Below are 16670 nucleotides of genomic sequence, written 5' to 3' on the forward strand. Positions count from 1 at the left end.
TGAAGACTGTAATGTACGTGCAATCCAGTTAACGCCTGGACCCGTTCATGGGCCGCAGTGCAGATGAATGTGGCTTGGTCTGTTAGTGCTCGCGGGCTAAACGCCTCGTTGCCTCGGCGCGTACACCCCGAGTCTATCGAACTCGTCTTCTACGAGTGACCTCAGTGGTACTTCTTTTCCAGGTGGGTTTCGAGCTTAGATGCGTTCAGCTCTTACCCCGTGCTGCGTAGCTTCCCGGCATCTGCCCTTCCGGACAACCGGTACACCAGTGGCAACCATTCGTAGTTCCTCTCGTACTATACGAACGTTCCCGTCAAGTACCTTGACACCCCCAATAGATAGCAGCCGACCTGTCTCACGACGGTCTAAACCCAGCTCACGACCTCCTTTAATAGGCGAACAACCTCACCCTTGCCCGCTTCTGCACGGGCAGGATGGAGGGAACCGACATCGAGGTAGCAAGCCACGCGGTCGATATGTGCTCTTGCGCGTGACGACTCTGTTATCCCTAAGGTAGCTTTTCTGTCGTAAATCGGCCTCATGGAGAGGCCTGATCCGTTCGCTAGACCACGCTTTCGCGTCAGCGTCACTCGTTGGGAATGACACTGTCAGACTTCCTTTTGCTCTTGCGCTCTTCCGCGGGTTCCCGACCCGCGTGAGGAAATCTTGGGGCGCGCTCGATATCTTTTCGAGCGCGTACCGCCCCAGTCAAACTGCCCGGCTACCGGTGTCCTCCTCCCGGAGTGAGGGTCGCAGTCACTAACGGGTAGTATTTCAGTGATGTCTCGGCGACGCGCTGGCGCGCGCACCTGTGTAATGACTCCTACCTATCCTGCACGTTAGCGACCACGTCCCAGCGACAGCCTGCAGTAAAGCTCTATAGGGTCTTCGCTTCCCCTTGGGGGTCTCCAGACTCCGCACTGGAACGTACAGTTCACCGGGCCCAACGTTGGGACAGTGGCGCTCTCGTTGATCCATTCATGCAAGCCGCTACTGAAGCGGCAAGGTACTACGCTACCTTAAGAGGGTCATAGTTACCCCCGCCGTTGACGGGTCCTTCGTCCTCTTGTACGAGGTGTTCAGATACCCGCACTGGGCAGGATTCAGTGACCGTACGAGTCCTTGCGGATTTGCGGTCACCTGTGTTGTTACTAGACAGTCGGAGCGCCCGTGTCACTGCGACCTGCCCCGTGGAGGGCAGGCATTCCTTATTGCGAACGTACGGAACTAATTTGCCGAATTCCCTAACGTCGGTTGATCCCGTTGGCCTTGGCTTGCTCTGCCAGAGTACCTGTGTCGGATCTCGGTACGAATACCACGCTTGCCTTTTCACGGGCTCTAGATTGAGTCGACTTGCGCTATTTCCCCGTTCATCCGCTTCGTGCCATTACGGCTTCCACGGATTTTGAGGATTCGACCGGACGAAGGTCCGGCTCGACCGACTCCAAAGCGTCGGCGTTCAGTGCGTGGTAGCACTGGAATATTAACCAGTTACCCTTTTGTCCCGCTCGAATTACGACGGGACTTAGGATCGGCTAACCCTCGGCTGATAAGCAGTGCCGAGGAACCCTTACTCTTCAGGCCTTCGGGGTTCGCACCCGAATATCGCTGCTACTGTGACCAGGATTTTCGTTTCTGTCCGGTCCACACGAGCTCTCGCCCGTACTTCCACCCAAACAGAACGCCAACCTACAGGATCGCGATGTGAATCGCGCCGCCAGGTCTCGGAGGTGGACTTCAGCCCCGATCATTTTGGGCGCCTCGAACCTCGGCCGGTAAGCTGTTACGCTTTTCTTAGAGGGTTGCTGCTTCTAAGCTCACCTCCCGGCTGTTTAGGGCTCGAGACAACCTTCGAATCGCACTTAGTCCACACTTTGGGTCCTTAACCAGGCTCTGGGTTGTTCCCCTCATGGTGCCCAAGCTTACCCCGGGACACCGGACTCTCTGCGTCTCCAGCGTTCGTGTGTTCGGAGTTCGACAGGAAGGCCGACTCCTCTCGGAGGCGGGTCTTCCAATCGGTTGCTCTACCGCACGAACTACCTCAGCAGAGGTCATGCTTCGACATGTTTCGGTTGGAACCAGCTGTTGCCGAGCTCGATGGGCCTTTCACCCCTATGCGCAGGTCACGGGAGGGTATTGTAGGACACCAACCCTAACGGGCCTCCACGCACCTTTCGGTGCGCTTCACCCTGCCCCCGCATAGATCGCTCGGTTTCGGGTCGTACCACTTCGACTCCCCGCGCTTGAACACGGTGGCCCTCACGCAAAGCGCTGCGGCCGTATCGGTTTCCCTATGCCTTCCTTGATGATCAAGTTAGACTCGCCGAAGAAGTACACTCCCTGGTTCGTTTTTCAAAACGTACGACGGAACACCGGCTTCCCGTGAGTCCTACTGGAGGCTCGCGCCTCGGTCGTTCGTCACGGGACCTTTTGTGCCCCGTCGCTCCATCGCCAACTGATTTCAGGCCCTATTGCACCGCCCTTCTCGGGGTGCTTTTCAGCGTTCGCTCACGCTACTTGTTCGCTATCGGTCTCGAGGAGTGTTTAGCCTTCCCAGTCGATGCCTGGGAAATTCACGAGGGATATCCAACCCCCGCTACTCTGGGTACTGGTCCGCGGATCGTCTTCACGATACGGGGCTGTCGCCCTGTATCGCGCTCCGTTCCAGGAGACTTCTCGTGAACACGATCCGCTTGTTACCAGCCCGAACACCACATTGCCCGTGAGGGCTTCAGTTTGGGCTGTGTCGCTTTCACTCGCCGTTAGTTACGACATCGCAGTTTGCTTTCTCTTCCTGTCCCTACTAAGATGTTTCAATTCGGGACGTTCCCCATTGCGCAAAGCAATTGCTATGAGGATTCCTATTAGGAGATCTCCAGTTCTTAGTCTCCGTGCGACTCCCTGGAGCTTATCGCAGCTTGGCACGTCCTTCGTCGGCTCTCGAGCCGAGCCATCCACCAGCTGGCACAGTAGCCAATTGATGTGTGTCACTGTGACCCGATGAACGGGTCCAGTGGGCGTCTGGATTGCACGTACATACAGTCTCATCACACGTCACGGTGTCTTCCGTGTCCGTGTTCAACCCTTCCCAACCGCGCTTTCGCGGGATGGTGCATCGGTCTTGCTTCGGGACTCATCGTAGAGCCCTCCCACACTTAAGGGGAGCGGTTCACGATGAGCCCCGAGGACATGGACCCGCTGGGATTCGAACCCAGGGCATCCTCCTTGCAAAGGAGGCACTCTACCGCTGAGCTACGGGCCCACCCCCGTCGGGGGGTAACGTCGTCAGCCTCGATAGTTCGAAGGTGCCCGATCGGCGTCACGAGCCGGACCAAGCGAAGTGGGCCAGGGCGTCGCCCTGGTCCCGGTCTATAGGAGGTGATCCAGCCGCAGATTCCCCTACGGCTACCTTGTTACGACTTAAGCCCCCTTGCGAAGCCCAGATTCGACCCCCCAACGGGGGCCTCATCCGGACCTCACTCGGGTGCTTTGACGGGCGGTGTGTGCAAGGAGCAGGGACGTATTCACCGCGCGCTTCTGACACGCGATTACTACCGAATCCAGCTTCATGTGGGCGGGTTTCAGCCCACAATCCGAACTACGACCGAGTTTGTGAGATTACCGTCCCCTCTCGGGGTAGGAACCCATTGTCTCGACCATTGTAGCCCGCGTGTAGCCCAGCTCATTCGGGGCATACTGACCTACCGTTGCCCGTTCCTTCCTCCGCCTTGGCGGCGGCAGTCTCCCTAATGTACCCAGCTACCACAAGGGTACTGCTGGCAATTAGGGACGCGGGTCTCGCTCGTTGCCTGACTTAACAGGACGCCTCACGGTACGAGCTGACGGCGGCCATGCACCTCCTCTCAGTAGCTCAACATAGAGGTCATCAACCTGATGATCATCGCTACTGTCGGAGCTGGTGAGATGTCCGGCGTTGAGTCCAATTAAACCGCAGGCTCCTCCGGTTGTAGTGCTCCCCCGCCAATTCCTTTAAGTTTCATCCTTGCGGACGTACTTCCCAGGCGGTCTGCTTCACGGCTTCCCTACGGCACAGCGGTGGCTCGTAGCCAGCGCCACACCTAGCAGACATCGTTTACGGCTGGGACTACCCGGGTATCTAATCCGGTTCGAGACCCCAGCTTTCGTCCCTCACCGTCGGATCAGTCCTCCCGAGGTGCTTTCGCCATCGGCGGTCCGTCCAGGATTACAGGATTTCACTCCTACCCCGGACGTACCCCTCGGGTCTTCCTGTCCCAAGCCAAGCAGTTTCCGCCGGACGCCCACCAGTTGAGCTGGTGGATTTCCCGACAGACTTGCTCGGCCGGCTACGGACGCTTTAGGCCCAATAAAATCGGTCATCACTCGAGCTGCCGGTATTACCGCGGCGGCTGGCACCGGTCTTGCCCAGCTCTTGTTCCTGGACGGCCTTACCGTCTAGAAAAGCGAGGACTGTATGCCCTCGCACTCGGGGTCCCCCTATCGCACTTGCGTGCAGTGTAAAGGTTTCGCGCCTGCTGCGCCCCGTAGGGCCCGGAATCTTGTCTCAGATTCCGTCTCCGGGTTCTTGCTCTCACAACCCGTACCGATTATCGGCACGGTGGGCCGTTACCCCACCGTCTACCTAATCGGCCGCAGCCACATCCTACGGCGTCGGAACGTTTCGGGTTCCCGGCATTCCAGCATGGGAACCGTATCAGGAATTAGCCTCAGTTTCCCGAGGTTATTCCAGTCCGTAGGGCAGTTTGGCCACGTGTTACGGAGCTATTTGCTACGAGTATGAACTCGTACAACTAGCATGGCTAAATCGGACCCCGATAGCAATGACCTCCGGCAGGATCAACCGGAATGTCGCTCCCGTAAGGGAGCGGGGTGGCGGGAATCACGTTGTGAAACGTGGTTCTCCAAGATCACGTCGTAAGACGTGAATCACCAAATGAATCGCATCCGAAGACGCGATTCGCTGCATTGCGTGGTCCGAGCTCGGTGACACCGATCGGGTGTCACCGAACTATCGAGGCTAACATCAGATACCGTCTTGCGGCGGACCGCAGGGGCGGAATCCTCATTTCTTTCGGATTTCAACGAACGCCCGGCAAGGGTATAAGCCCTTCGGAGTCCGTCGAACGTCGGCGAACTCGTCCGGCGTTGAACCGGACGGATTCGCGTCGTGTCTTTCGCATTCAATCCAAGCCCCCTGATACACTTAAGGGCACCGGATCGTTCCTGGCTCGACCCCGCTTGGGTCTGCCATTCACGTTCGTACCGAAATGCCTTGGTATACTTAAGGGCGTTGGATGAGCTTCGACATCGCCCCTGAGGGGCGTGCCGTGTCGCCCGGGTGCGCCCCGTGCGACCTTCGCATTCATTCGGATGGGAGGGTTACGTAAAAGGCCGTCGTTTCATCGACACACCGTCATGCGGTTTCACGGTGGACCGACTCATGGAGAACCGTGTACGTCGCCCCGTGCCGGCTTCGGCGTGGAGGAGCCGTACCCGGTGGCTAACGGATGGGACCGTTCTCCGGACGTGATCGCTCGACGGTTAGGAAGTGACTCACGGTGGGCACGGCAGGGCGGCGTGTTCGCCGGTCGTATTCGCGGAAAAGTGGCTGGGTGTTTCGGATCGTGCGCGTACGCAAAGAACAACTAGAACGTCGCCGACTAGCTCTCGAGATGTTCGATGCCCTTCTTCGAGACGTTCGCTTCGGTGATCTCGCCGGGCATCCAGTCGGGCTTGTTGTCCGGCGCGCTCTCGCGCCAGGCCCACCCGTCGTAGATGTGGACCTTGTCCGTCCCCTTCTCGCGGAGACGGAGCTCCGTCCGGTCGGCGGCCTCCTCGGAGTTCCCGGGTTCGAGGCGGCGTGCGGCCTTCAGTGCCGCCTGCCTGGGGGTGTTCCCCGAGTAGACACTCTCCTCGTCCCCGTCAGTCTCGCGCAGTGCGAAATTTCGCTTACCGTCCTCACGTACCATGGTTTTTCGCCTCCATGTGACGCCAGCACACACTGTGTTATAAATATATCGGGGAAATGAGGACTGTTCGAAGAAAGCTTTTTGTATCATAGGCGCGCCGTCCGTCGATTCGGGCCCAGAACCCGGGGGTGACGGCGGGGTGGCACCGGGGGTAGTATCTCGCGCGCACGTCGCCGCACCGCGTACCGGAAACAACACTTATGTATTCCGTGCGGCGAAGCGTGGTGTAACACAAGGCGATGGTCCGGAAAAAGACGCTCAGCCCGAGTGGCGCCAAAGACGAGAACGGCGAGTACCACAACGTCCACGTGAACCTGCACGAGGACGAACTCGCCGTCGCGGGCCTGGAAATCGGCGACGAGGTGTTCGTTCGGGTCCGCGACGGGAAGATCATCATCCAGGCAGCGGACCCCGACGAGGTCGAACACGACTTCTGAGCCACCGGACTGACTCCGGAACGAGCCGGCGCGTTCAAACCCCCGCCAGCCGTGGGTGGGTTCGATGAGGGCCTACGATCTCGCCAAGCCGGCGCTGTTCGCGCTCCCCCCGGAGACGGCCCACGGGTTGACCGCGCAGTTGATGCGGGCCGCGCAGGGAACGCCGGTCGAGGACGCCGTTCGGGCCCGGTACGCCGTCGAGGACGACCGGTTGAAGACGAGTGCGTTCGGCTGCTCGTTCCCTACGCCCGTCGGCGTCGCCGCCGGCTTCGACAAGAACGCGCACGTCCCGCGGTTCCTCGCCGCGCTCGGGTTCGGCCACGTGGAGGTCGGCGGCGTCACCGCCGAGGCACAGGCCGGCAACCCGAGACCCCGACTCTTCCGTCTCCCCGAGGACCGCGCGCTCGTGAACCGGATGGGCTTCAACAACGACGGCGCCGACGAGATCGGCGCTCGCCTCGCAGCGAGCGACCTCCCGTACGTCCCCGTCGGCGTCAACGTCGGGAAGTCGAAGTCCACACCCCTCGACGAGGCCCCCTCGGACTACCTGTACACCTTCGAGCGCGTCGGCGAGCACGCCGACTACGTCGCCGTAAACGTCTCCAGCCCGAACACGCCCGGCCTGCGCTCACTCCAGAACCGCGACGCCCTGGAGGCGATCCTCGGCGAACTGCTCGACGCCGGCGCCGACACGCTGCTCGTGAAGTTCTCCCCCGACCTCCCCCGCCCGGCCATCGAGGAGGCGCTCGCCGTCGTCGACGACCTCGGCCTCGACGGCGTCGTCGCGACGAACACGACGACCGAGCGGCCGGACTCGCTCCGGAGCCCGAACCGCGCGGAGACGGGCGGGCTCTCGGGTGAGCCCATCGAGGAGTCGGCCACCTCGCTCGTCCGCTTCATCGCCGAGCGAACGGACGTCCCCGTCGTCGGGGTCGGAGGCGTCTCAGACGCCGAGGGTGCCTACCGGAAGATCAGGGCGGGGGCGAGCGTGGTCCAGTTGTACACCGCGTTGATCTACGAGGGGCCGGGCCTCGCCCGCGACATCAACGAGGGGCTACTCGGCCTGCTGGAACGGGACGGCTTCGACTCCGTCGCCGACGCCGTCGGCGCGGACCTCGACTAGAAGAGCGGCGCGAGTGCGGTGGAGGGGAGGTGGAGGTTCGCGACGGCGACTCAGTTCTCGGCGGTCCCGTGGACGATGACGACCGCGTCCTCCGCCTCCAGCAGGTCGCCCTCGCCCGCGTACCGCCGCTCGCGTTCGATCTCGAACAGGTCAGCGCCGAGCGTCTCGCCGGCGACGCGGAGTTCCCCGTCCGTGACCTCGTACTCGCCCTCGGCGATGGCCGCGTCGATGTCGCCGACCTTCGACCCGAACTGCGGGCCGACCCGGGAGTAGTCGAGGTCGATCCCGGTCACGACCGTCTCGATCTCCGGTTCGCCCGCGAGCACGTCGAGGTCCGCGACGTTCATCACCCCGCGAACGTCGTCCGCGAAGGCCGCGACGTCGCCCTCGCCCCAGACCTCGACGCGACCGAGTTCGGCGTTCAGCGGGAGCCCGCGCTCGCTCTTGTAGCGGCGGAGCGCGCCGATGACCGCCGTGGCCGTCCGGCCGGCCGCGCGGTCGGCTTCGACCCCCAACGGGTCGGGCCAGTCGGTACGGTGGATGGAGCCGCCGTCCCCCGCGGTCGCGTCCCCCACGTCGGCGTTCGCGTCCGCGTACAGCTCCTGCCACAGCTCCTCCGTCTCGTGGGCGAGGAACGGTGCGAACAGTTTCAGGAACCGCCTGTGGGCGACGCGGAGGGTGTACTGGGCGGCGGGGTCGTCGTCAGGAGCGTCCCGAACCCGCGTCTTCGCCACCTCGAGATAGTCGTCGCAGAACGTGTGCCAGAAGAAGCTCCGCAGGTCGTCGCGGGCCTTCGAGAACTCCCGGCGTTCGAACTGCCCCGTCACGGTCCCGATCAGGTCGTCGAGCTCCGCGAGCAGCCAGCGGTCGAGCTCCCGCAGGTCCTCTCGAGCGACGTCCGGGTCCTCGTCGGGCGTGAGCGAGTCGACGAGTTTCGAGGCGTTCCAGAGCTTCTGCATCAGCTTCTCGCCGGCTCGCAGGCCCTTCTCCTGGTACGGGAGGTCGTCGCCGACCGCCGAGCCGGTCGCCCAGAACCGCGCGGCGTCGACGGGGTACTTCGCCAGCACCTCGTCGGGCGCGACGACGTTCCCCTTCGACTTGGACATCTTCTCGCGGTTCTCGTCGAGCACCATCCCGTTGATCATCACCGACTCGAACGGCACCTCGCCGGTGTGCTCGTAGCACTTGACGACGGTGTGGAACAGCCAGAAGCTGATGATGTCGTGGCCTTGCGGGCGCACGTCCATCGGGTACAGCTCCGGGTTGGACATCGAGAACCCCTCGGCGTCCCCCTCCCAGTCCCACCCGGAGTTGATGAGCGGCGTCAGGCTGGAGGTCGCCCAGGTGTCGAGCACGTCGTCCTCCGGTTCGAACTCGTCGCCCCCGCACTCGGGGCAGGCGTCGACCGGCGGGTCGTCCGAGAGCGGGTCGACCGGCAGGTCGTCCTTCTCGGCGACGACGACCTCCCCGCAGTCCCCGCAGTACCACACCGGGAACGGGATGCCCGAGGATCGCTGGCGCGAGATGAGCCAGTCCCACTGGAGCCCTTCGATCCAGTGCTTGTACCGGGTGAACATCTTCTCGGGGAACCACTCCATCTCCCGGCCGGCCGCGAGGTACTCCTCCGTCCGGTCGAGCATCTTCACGTACCACTGCTCGGTGACGAGGAACTCGACGCCCGTTCCGCACCGCTCGTGGACGTTCACCGTGTGGGTGATGGCCCGGCGGTCGAGCAGCGCGCCCTCCTCGTCGAGGTCCTCGACGATGGCCTCGCGGGCCTCGGCGGAACTGAGCCCTTCGTACCCTTCCGCGACGCCGGTGAGGTGGCCGGACTCGTCGATGGCGATCCGCAGGTCCAGGTCGTACGCCTGGTACCACTCGATGTCGGTCTGGTCCCCGAACGTACAGCACATCACGATGCCGGAACCCGTCTCCATGTCCACGCGGTCGTCGGCGATGATGGGCACCTCCTGGCCGAACAGCGGGATCGTCGCCTCCTCCCCGACGAGGTGCCGGTTCCCCTCGTCGTCCGGGTGGACGAACACGGCGACGCAGGCCGGCAGGAGTTCGGGGCGTGTGGTGGAGATGGTGAACGGTTCGCCCGAGTCGGCCACGGTGAACTCGATGTCGTGGAAGTGGGAGTCCCGCTCGTCGTCCTCGGTCTCGACCTGCGAGATGGCCGTCTCGCACTCGGGACACCAGATGGCGGGCGCCTTCTCGCGGTACTCGCGGCCCTTCTCGTACAGGTCGATGAAGGAGAGCTGCGAGATGCGCTGGACGCGCGGCTCGATGGTCCGGTACGTCTGGTTCCAGTCGATGGAGATGCCGAGCTGCTGCATCTTCTCGGTGAACTCGGCCTCGTACTCCTCGCAGACCTCCCGGCAGAGCTGCTGGAACTCCCGGCGCTCGTAGTCCTGGTGGCGTACGTCGAGCTCCTCCTCGGTCAGGCGCTCGGAGGCGATGCCGTTGTCGTCGTAGCCGAACGGGAAGAACACCTCCCGCCCGCGCATGCGGTTGTACCGCGCGACGGTGTCCTGGAGGATGGAGCCGTACACGTGGCCCCAGTGGAGGCTGCCCGATACGGTCGGCGGCGGCGTGTCGATGGAGAAGGTCGTGTTCGGGTCCGTCGCCGCGTCCTCGTCGTAGGCGTAGGTGTCGGTCTCGACCCAGCGTCGCTGCCACTTCGGCTCGACGGAATCGGGGTCGTAGTCTCCACTGGGCATTCGTGGAGGTAGTACCCGCGAGCCGCTGTTAAACGACTCGATTGTTCGGGGGATTCGTGGCGCATCGTGTGCCGAGTTGGACTGGAGAAGTTGAGGGGTTCCTCGACGTATTCAGCTTCGGTTCCTGTGTGAACGGGCGAATCACTACTCCCGAGCGTGATGAGAGCCACAAACCTCCCCAACCGATTCGCTCGTCGCTGGCGCTCCTCGCTCATCCCTCGCGCACGTGTGCTCGCGCCCGGGGGCGCGTCGCGTCACGCGCGCCAACCGCCAGCGATCGAACAGCGATCGGACGCGGTGGGACCCTACCCCCGAGCCCCCGAACGGCTTTGCCTTCTGCGCGTCACAGTTCGTGCATGCAGACGGCTGTCATCGCCGGCGTCGGCCCCGGTCTCGGCGAATCGGTCGCCCGGAAGTTCGCGGACGAGGGCTGTCGACTCGGCCTGATCGCCCGCAGCGAGGACTCCCTCCGCGACCTCGCCGACGACCTCCCGACCGAGGCGGTCGCCGCGCCCGCGGACCTCTCGGAACCGGACGAGATCGAGGCGGCGTTCGAGACCGTGCGCGACAGCCTCGGTCCGGTGGACGTCCTCGTGAACAACGCGAGCGCCGCCTCGTGGACGGGGCTGCAGGAGACGGACCGCGAGGCGTTCGACCAGGCGTACGAGGTCGGCCCGCGGGCGGGGTTCCTCTGCTCGCGGGAGGCCGTCGACGACATGCTCGACGGTGACGGCGGGACGATCATCTTCACGGGCGCGACCACGTCCGTGCGCGGGCGCGAGGGCGCGGTCGGCTTCTCGATGGCGAAGTTCGGCGCACGGGGGCTCGCGGAGTCGATGGCCCGGGAACTCGGTCCGAAGGGAATCCACGTCGCGCACGTCGTCATCGACGGCGGCATCCGCCCGCCCGGCGCGGCGGCCGACGCCGAGGAGTACCTCGACCCCGACGCCATCGCCGAGAGCTACTGGCACCTGGCGGAGCAAGACCGGAGCGCGTGGACGCTCGAACTCGACCTCCGGCCCCACGTGGAGGAGTTCTAGCGGACTGGCGCGCGGTGGCCGCGCCTCGTGCGCGGCCGGATGCGCGCGAGGGATGAGCGAGGAGCGTCAGCGACGAGCAAATCGGCTGGGGAGGACGTGGTGGGGGTCGGATGGGACTGAAAGGGGCCGCGGGGGCTTTCGCGGTCGTCACCCCGGTAACGTCAGCGTTGACAGCTGAGAACGGTGAGGGTAGAGCGGGAGCTTAAGCGGGACTACCGACGAGAACCCACTACTCCAACAATAAGAGCTGCGGGTTCTCCAGGTACTCCATCACGTGGTTCGTGAACCGGCCTGCCTCGGCGCCGTCGATGACGCGGTGGTCGATGGAGAGCGAGAGGGGCAGCGTGTGGGCGGCCCTGACCTCGCCGTCCTCGGCGACCGGGCGCTCGTCGATGGCGCCCAGCCCCAGGATGGCCGTCTCGGGGTAGTTGATGATCGGCGTGGCGTACTCGCCGCCGACGGCGCCGAAGTTGGTGATGGTGAACGTCCCGCCCTGCATCTCCTCGCGGGAGAGCTTCCGTTCCCGCGCCCTGCTCGCCAGGTCGTTGACCTCCTCGGCCAGTTGGAGCAGGGACTTCTGGTCCACGTCCTTCACGACCGGGACCATCAGCCCCGCGTCAGTCGCGACCGCGATGCCGACGTTGTACTCCTTCTTCAGGACGATCTCCTCCTCGTCCTCGCGGAGTTCGGAGTTGAGGACCGGGAACTCCTTCAGCCCGGCCACGAGCGCCTTCATCACGAACGGGAGGTAGGTGAGCTTCACGTCCCGCTCGGCGGCGTGTTCCTTCAGCTCTTCGCGCGCCTCGACCAGGTCGTCGATGACGACCGTGTCGTGATGGGAGACGTGGGGCGCGGTGTACTTCGACTCGGCCATCTGGTTGCCGATGGTCCGGCGGACGCCGCGGTAAGGAACGGTCTCCTCGCCGCCAGTCGCCGTCGACGCTCCCGCCGCGGCGCCGTTTCCGGCCCCGGCTGTCGCGCTCGGGCCGCCCGCTCCGGCAGCCTCGGCCTCCTCGGCGGCCGCCACATCGGCGGCGTAGCTCCGGACCTGCTCGGCGGTGACGAACGCCTCGCCGTCCCGCGTCTCGTCGGTCGGCACGTCGTTCAGGTCCACGCCCTCCTCGTCGGCGACGCGACGGGTCGCCGGGGCCGCGAGGGTCCGCTCGCGCCCGGCCCGCTCGACGGTGCTCGGGGCGGCTGACGCGGACGCGCCACCCGTCCCCGCACCCGCCGGTTCGCCGTCCGCGTCCTCGCGCCGCGATACGGCGGATTTTCCCGAACTCATGTCGACCTGCTTGGGGCCCTTCGACGCCTTCGCCTCGCCGCCCGTCTCGCCCGTTCCTCCGGATTCGGCGTGGTTGCGCACGTCCGCGTCGGTGACCCGGCCGCCCGGGCCGCTCCCGTTGACTGCGGCGACGTTCACGCCCAGTTCCCGCGCGAGGCGGCGGGCCGAGGGCGGCGCGAACACGCGCCCCTCGGTGGCCTCGACGGCGTCCGCCTCCGCGCCAGGCGCCTCGGGTTCGGCGGACGCGCCAGGTTCCGCCGACGCGTCGGGTTCGGTCGGAGCGTCGGGTTCCGCGTCCGCACCCGACTCCGAGGACGGTTCGTCGGCCTCGGCGTCGCCGCCGACGGTGAACGTGATGATGACGTTCCCGACCGGGACCATCTCGCCCTCTTCGGCGAGCAGTTCCTTCACGGTGCCGTCGTACGGGCTCGGCACCTCGACGAGCGCCTTGTCCGTCTCGACCTCCGCGACCGGCTGGTCCTCCGACACCGTGTCGCCGGGCGCGACGAGCCAGTTGACGAGCTCCCCCTCGGCGACGCCCTCGCCGACGTCGGGGAGCTTGAACTCCTTCGTCGCCATCTCAGAACTCCACCGCGTCCTTGATCCCGTCGGCCACGCGGGCCGCGTTGGGCATGTAGTAGTCCTCCATCGCGTACAGCGGGTACGGCACGTCGTAGCCAGTCACGCGCTGGACGGGCGCCTCCTGGTACAGCAGCGCCTCCTCCTGCAGGGTGGCGGTGATCTCGCCCGCCAGCCCGCCGGTCTTGGGCGCCTCGTGGACGACGCACGCGCGGCCGGTCTTCTTGAACGACTCCACGATTGCCTCGCGATCCATCGGCGAGACGGTCCGCAGGTCGACGACCTCGGCGTCGATGCCCTCGTCCGCGAGCTCCTCGGCGGCCTCCAGGCTCGGCCGGGTCATCGCGCCGTAGGTGAACACCGACACGTCGCTCCCCTCGCGGCGGACCGACGCCTCGCCGATGGGCACCTCGTAGTCGCCCTCGGGCACGTCGCCGCGGAAGGCGCGGTAGATGAGCTTCGGCTCGAGGAAGACGACCGGGTCCGGGTCGCGGATGGCCGAGATGAGCAGCCCCTTCGTGTCGTACGGCGTCGAGGGGATGACCACCTTCAGGCCGGCCTCGTGGGCGTAGAACGCCTCCTTCGACTCCGAGTGGTGCTCGGGGGCGCGGATACCGCCGCCGTAGGGCGCCCGCAGCACCATCGGGAGCGTGAACCTGCTCCGCGAGCGCGTGCGCAGGCGGGACATGTGCGAGACGATCTGGTCGAAGCCCGGGTACATGAACCCGGAGAACTGGATCTCCGGCACCGGCTTCAGCCCCATCGCGGCCATGCCGACCGCGGTGCCGATGATGCCAGACTCCGCGAGCGGCGTGTCGATGACGCGGTCCTCGCCGAACTCCTTCCAGAGCCCCTCGGTCGCCCGGAAGACGCCGCCGTTCTTGCCGACGTCCTCGCCCATGACGAGGACGTCTTCGTCCAGTTCCATCTCGGTCGCGAGCGCGTCTCGGACCGACTGTACCAGCGTGAGGTTCTGCGTCGCCTCTGTTTCTTGCGTGCTCATTGTCACTCCTCCAGGAACGCCTCGTCGCCGTACTTCTCGCGCAGCGCCGCCAGCTCCTCGGCCTGCTCAGCCAGCTCGGACGGCATCTCCTCGAACACGTGGTCGAACATCGTGCTCGGGTCGGGCCGGACGGACGACTCCGCCTCCTCGATGGCGGCCGCGACCTCCTCCTCGACGGACTCCCGGATGGCGTCGACCCGCTCGTCGTCGAGGATGCCCTGGTTCCGCAGGAACTTCTCCATCCGCGGGATCGGGTCCTTCGCCTTCCAGCGCTCGACCTCGTCGTCCTCGCGGTACACTGACGGGTCGTCGGCGGTCGTGTGGGCGCCGTAGCGGTACTGGACCGCCTCGATGAGCGTCGGCCGGAGCTCGCCCTCGGCCGGCGATTTAGCCTTCTCCAGCGCCTCGCTCGTCACCTTGTAGACGGCCAGCGGGTCCATGCCGTCGACCTGGACGCCCTCGAAGCCGTACGCGACGGCCTTCTGGGCGAGGGTCTCGGAGGCGGTCTGGCGCTCGCGGGGGACCGAGATGGCCCACTGGTTGTTGTTGCAGAAGAAGACGTTCGGCGTGTCGAACACCCCGGCGAAGTTGAGCCCCTCGTGGAAGTCGCCCTGGGAGGTGGCACCGTCGCCGAAGTAGCAGATGTAGGCGTTCTCGGGGTTGCCGCCGTGCTTCAGTTTGTCCGCCCAGGCCATCCCCGTCGCGTGGGGGATCTGGGAGGCGATAGGGACCGCGACGGTGAAGATGTTGGCGTCCTCGGGCGGGGCGTTCCCGCGCTCGTCGCCCATCCAGTAGCGCAGCGTCCTCGTGAGGCCGAAGCCGCGGACGAGGGCGGCCGCGTGTTCGCGATAGGACGGGATCATCCAGTCGTCCTCCGCGAGCGCCATCGCGGAGCCGACCTGGGCGCCCTCCTGGCCGGAGAGGGGCGGATACGTCCCCATGCGGCCCTGCCGCTGGAGGGAGACGGCGCGCGTGTCGAAGTGGCGCGCGAGTTTCATGTTCCGGTACATCTCGACGAGCTCGTCGTCGTCGAGGGCGGGGACGTCGCCGACGACGCCGCCCTCCTCGTCGAGGACCTGGACCATACCCTCACGGGGGTCGCGCTCGAGCGTGCTCACGCTGTCCTCCTTCGCATACCCCAAATCTGGCCCGCCCGCGCCATAGTGTTTTCGTAAATAGTTTACTGTGAGCAGAAATACTGCCTCCGTTCCCAGACGTGTCCATCGATGCCCGATCGAATTTGAGGATGGGAACTTTTCGCGGCGCTGCGTCGAATCCCTCCCTGATGACCCCCGGAATCCCGCGTGGTTTTTGACAAACGATAGGGAAGGACGGCGCGGCTCGGCCGGCCGGCGGCGCCGAATCGGCGTCCCATCGGTCGAACCGGCCTGAACGACACGCTCGAACGCGGCGACGATGCCGAACGCTTCGGCACTGTTACCGAGTCAGTCACCGCTGGCCGCTCGGGCGTGCGCACGGGCCTCCTCGACACTCCGACCCTCGCGGAGGAGCGCCTCGACGAAGAACTCGCCGGCCTTGTACGACGAGCGGACCATGGGACCGGAGGCGCAGTAGAGGAAGCCGAGTTCCCCCTCCGCGACCCGTCGCCACGTCTCGAAGACATCCGGGTGGACGTACTCGAACACGTCGAGGTGCGAGCGGGACGGCTGGAGGTACTGGCCGAGCGTGACGATGTCCACGTCGGCCTCCCGGAGGTCCCGCAGCGTCCGGTACACCTCGTGGTCGTACTCCCCGAGGCCGAGCATGATGCTCGTCTTCGTGTACACGTCCGACTCGCAGCTCACCTGTTCGAGCACGTCGAGCGTCCGCCCGTAGTTCGCCCGACGGTCGCGGACCGGCCACTGGAGGCGCTCGACTGTCTCGACGTTGTGCGCGATGACGTCCGGCCCGGCGTCGACGATACGGCGGACGGCCGCCTCGTCGCCGCCGAAGTCGGGGATGAGCACCTCGACGAGCGTCTCCGGGTCGCGGCGCTTGATCTCCCGGATGGTCTCGGCGAAGTGCGCGCTGCCGCCGTCGGCGAGGTCGTCCCGGTCGACGGAGGTGAGCACGACGTAGTCGAGGCCGATCTCGACGACGGCCTCCGCGACGTTCGACGGCTCGTCGGGATCGAGCGCCTCCATCCCCCCGGTCTCGACGTCGCAGAAGTTACAGCCCCGCGAGCACCGGTCGCCCATCAGCATGAACGTGGCCGTGCCGGGGCCGTCGCGGCCCGACCAGCACTCCCCGAGGTTCGGGCAGTTCGCCTCCTCGCAGACCGTGTGGAGGTCGTGCTCCCGGAGGGTCGACTTGATCTCGGTGAAGCGCTGGCCCGCGGGCGGGCGCATCTTCAGCCAATCCGGCTTGCGCCGCCGACTGCTCATGGCATCCCTTTCGTCCCCCTGGGCAAAAGGATGCGGATGTGGACGGTGAGGAACCGTTGGCAACCGCTGACGGAGCGCCCGCGAACTGCGTCGGGTTCGGGACTGGATCGGTCCGCGACGGGGCATC

The 16670-nt window shown here is 65.3% G+C and carries 9 protein-coding genes, 1 tRNA gene and 2 rRNA genes; 3 read left to right on the plus strand and 9 right to left on the minus strand.

Going from position 1 to position 16670, the window contains the following annotated elements; genetic code table 11:
- Positions 1–64: 64 nt before the first annotated feature.
- The 4 genes from HUG10_RS12065 to HUG10_RS12080 all read right to left on the minus strand — a co-directional run bounded on the left by HUG10_RS12065 (position 65) and on the right by HUG10_RS12080 (position 5969).
- Positions 65–2982, minus strand: a 23S ribosomal RNA gene (locus HUG10_RS12065).
- 208 nt (positions 2983–3190) lie between these two features.
- Positions 3191–3262, minus strand: a tRNA-Ala gene (locus tag HUG10_RS12070).
- A 111-nt stretch (positions 3263–3373) separates the two neighbouring features.
- A 16S ribosomal RNA gene (locus tag HUG10_RS12075) occupies positions 3374–4847 on the minus strand.
- The 16S and 23S rRNA genes sit together here with 1 tRNA gene alongside, the layout of an rRNA operon.
- Before the next feature lie 813 nt (positions 4848–5660).
- Positions 5661–5969: a non-histone chromosomal MC1 family protein gene (locus HUG10_RS12080; protein ID WP_179169814.1), complete on the minus strand. Its 309-nt coding sequence runs from the start codon at positions 5967–5969 to the stop codon at positions 5661–5663.
- A 239-nt stretch (positions 5970–6208) separates the two neighbouring features.
- Between HUG10_RS12080 and HUG10_RS12085 the strand changes: the two genes are divergently transcribed.
- Positions 6209–6406, plus strand: coding sequence for an AbrB/MazE/SpoVT family DNA-binding domain-containing protein (locus tag HUG10_RS12085; protein ID WP_179169815.1), 198 nt, complete (start codon positions 6209–6211; stop codon positions 6404–6406).
- Positions 6407–6470: 64 nt separating this feature from the next.
- Entirely contained in the window at positions 6471–7529 is a 1059-nt protein-coding gene (locus HUG10_RS12090; protein WP_179169816.1) for a quinone-dependent dihydroorotate dehydrogenase, read from the plus strand.
- A 50-nt stretch (positions 7530–7579) separates the two neighbouring features.
- Here the strand turns inward: HUG10_RS12090 and HUG10_RS12095 are convergent, their stop codons facing one another.
- Positions 7580–10252, minus strand: a complete 2673-nt coding sequence (locus HUG10_RS12095; protein WP_179169817.1) for a valine--tRNA ligase — start codon at positions 10250–10252, stop codon at positions 7580–7582.
- Between the two features lie 356 nt (positions 10253–10608).
- Here HUG10_RS12095 and HUG10_RS12100 point away from each other — a divergent pair, with 356 nt between their 5' ends.
- Complete coding sequence (locus HUG10_RS12100; protein WP_179169818.1) at positions 10609–11292, plus strand: SDR family NAD(P)-dependent oxidoreductase; 684 nt, start codon at positions 10609–10611, stop codon at positions 11290–11292.
- Between the two features lie 229 nt (positions 11293–11521).
- Here the strand turns inward: HUG10_RS12100 and HUG10_RS12105 are convergent, their stop codons facing one another.
- From HUG10_RS12105 to lipA, 4 genes are all read right to left on the minus strand, one after another.
- Positions 11522–13156, minus strand: coding sequence for a dihydrolipoamide acetyltransferase family protein (locus HUG10_RS12105; RefSeq protein ID WP_179169819.1), 1635 nt, complete (start codon positions 13154–13156; stop codon positions 11522–11524).
- A 1-nt stretch (position 13157) separates the two neighbouring features.
- Positions 13158–14159: an alpha-ketoacid dehydrogenase subunit beta gene (locus HUG10_RS12110; RefSeq protein ID WP_179169820.1), complete on the minus strand. Its 1002-nt coding sequence runs from the start codon at positions 14157–14159 to the stop codon at positions 13158–13160.
- 2 nt (positions 14160–14161) lie between these two features.
- The gene (gene pdhA / locus HUG10_RS12115) at positions 14162–15277 is read right to left on the minus strand and encodes a pyruvate dehydrogenase (acetyl-transferring) E1 component subunit alpha (protein ID WP_179169821.1); all 1116 of its coding nucleotides are present in this window, start codon (positions 15275–15277) and stop codon (positions 14162–14164) included.
- Between the two features lie 327 nt (positions 15278–15604).
- On the minus strand, positions 15605–16543 hold the full coding sequence (gene lipA, locus HUG10_RS12120; RefSeq protein ID WP_179169822.1) for a lipoyl synthase: 939 nt from the start codon (positions 16541–16543) through the stop codon (positions 15605–15607).
- Positions 16544–16670: the final 127 nt, after the last annotated feature.

This window comes from Halorarum halophilum, assembly GCF_013401515.1.
Lineage (GTDB): Archaea > Halobacteriota > Halobacteria > Halobacteriales > Haloferacaceae > Halorarum > Halorarum halophilum.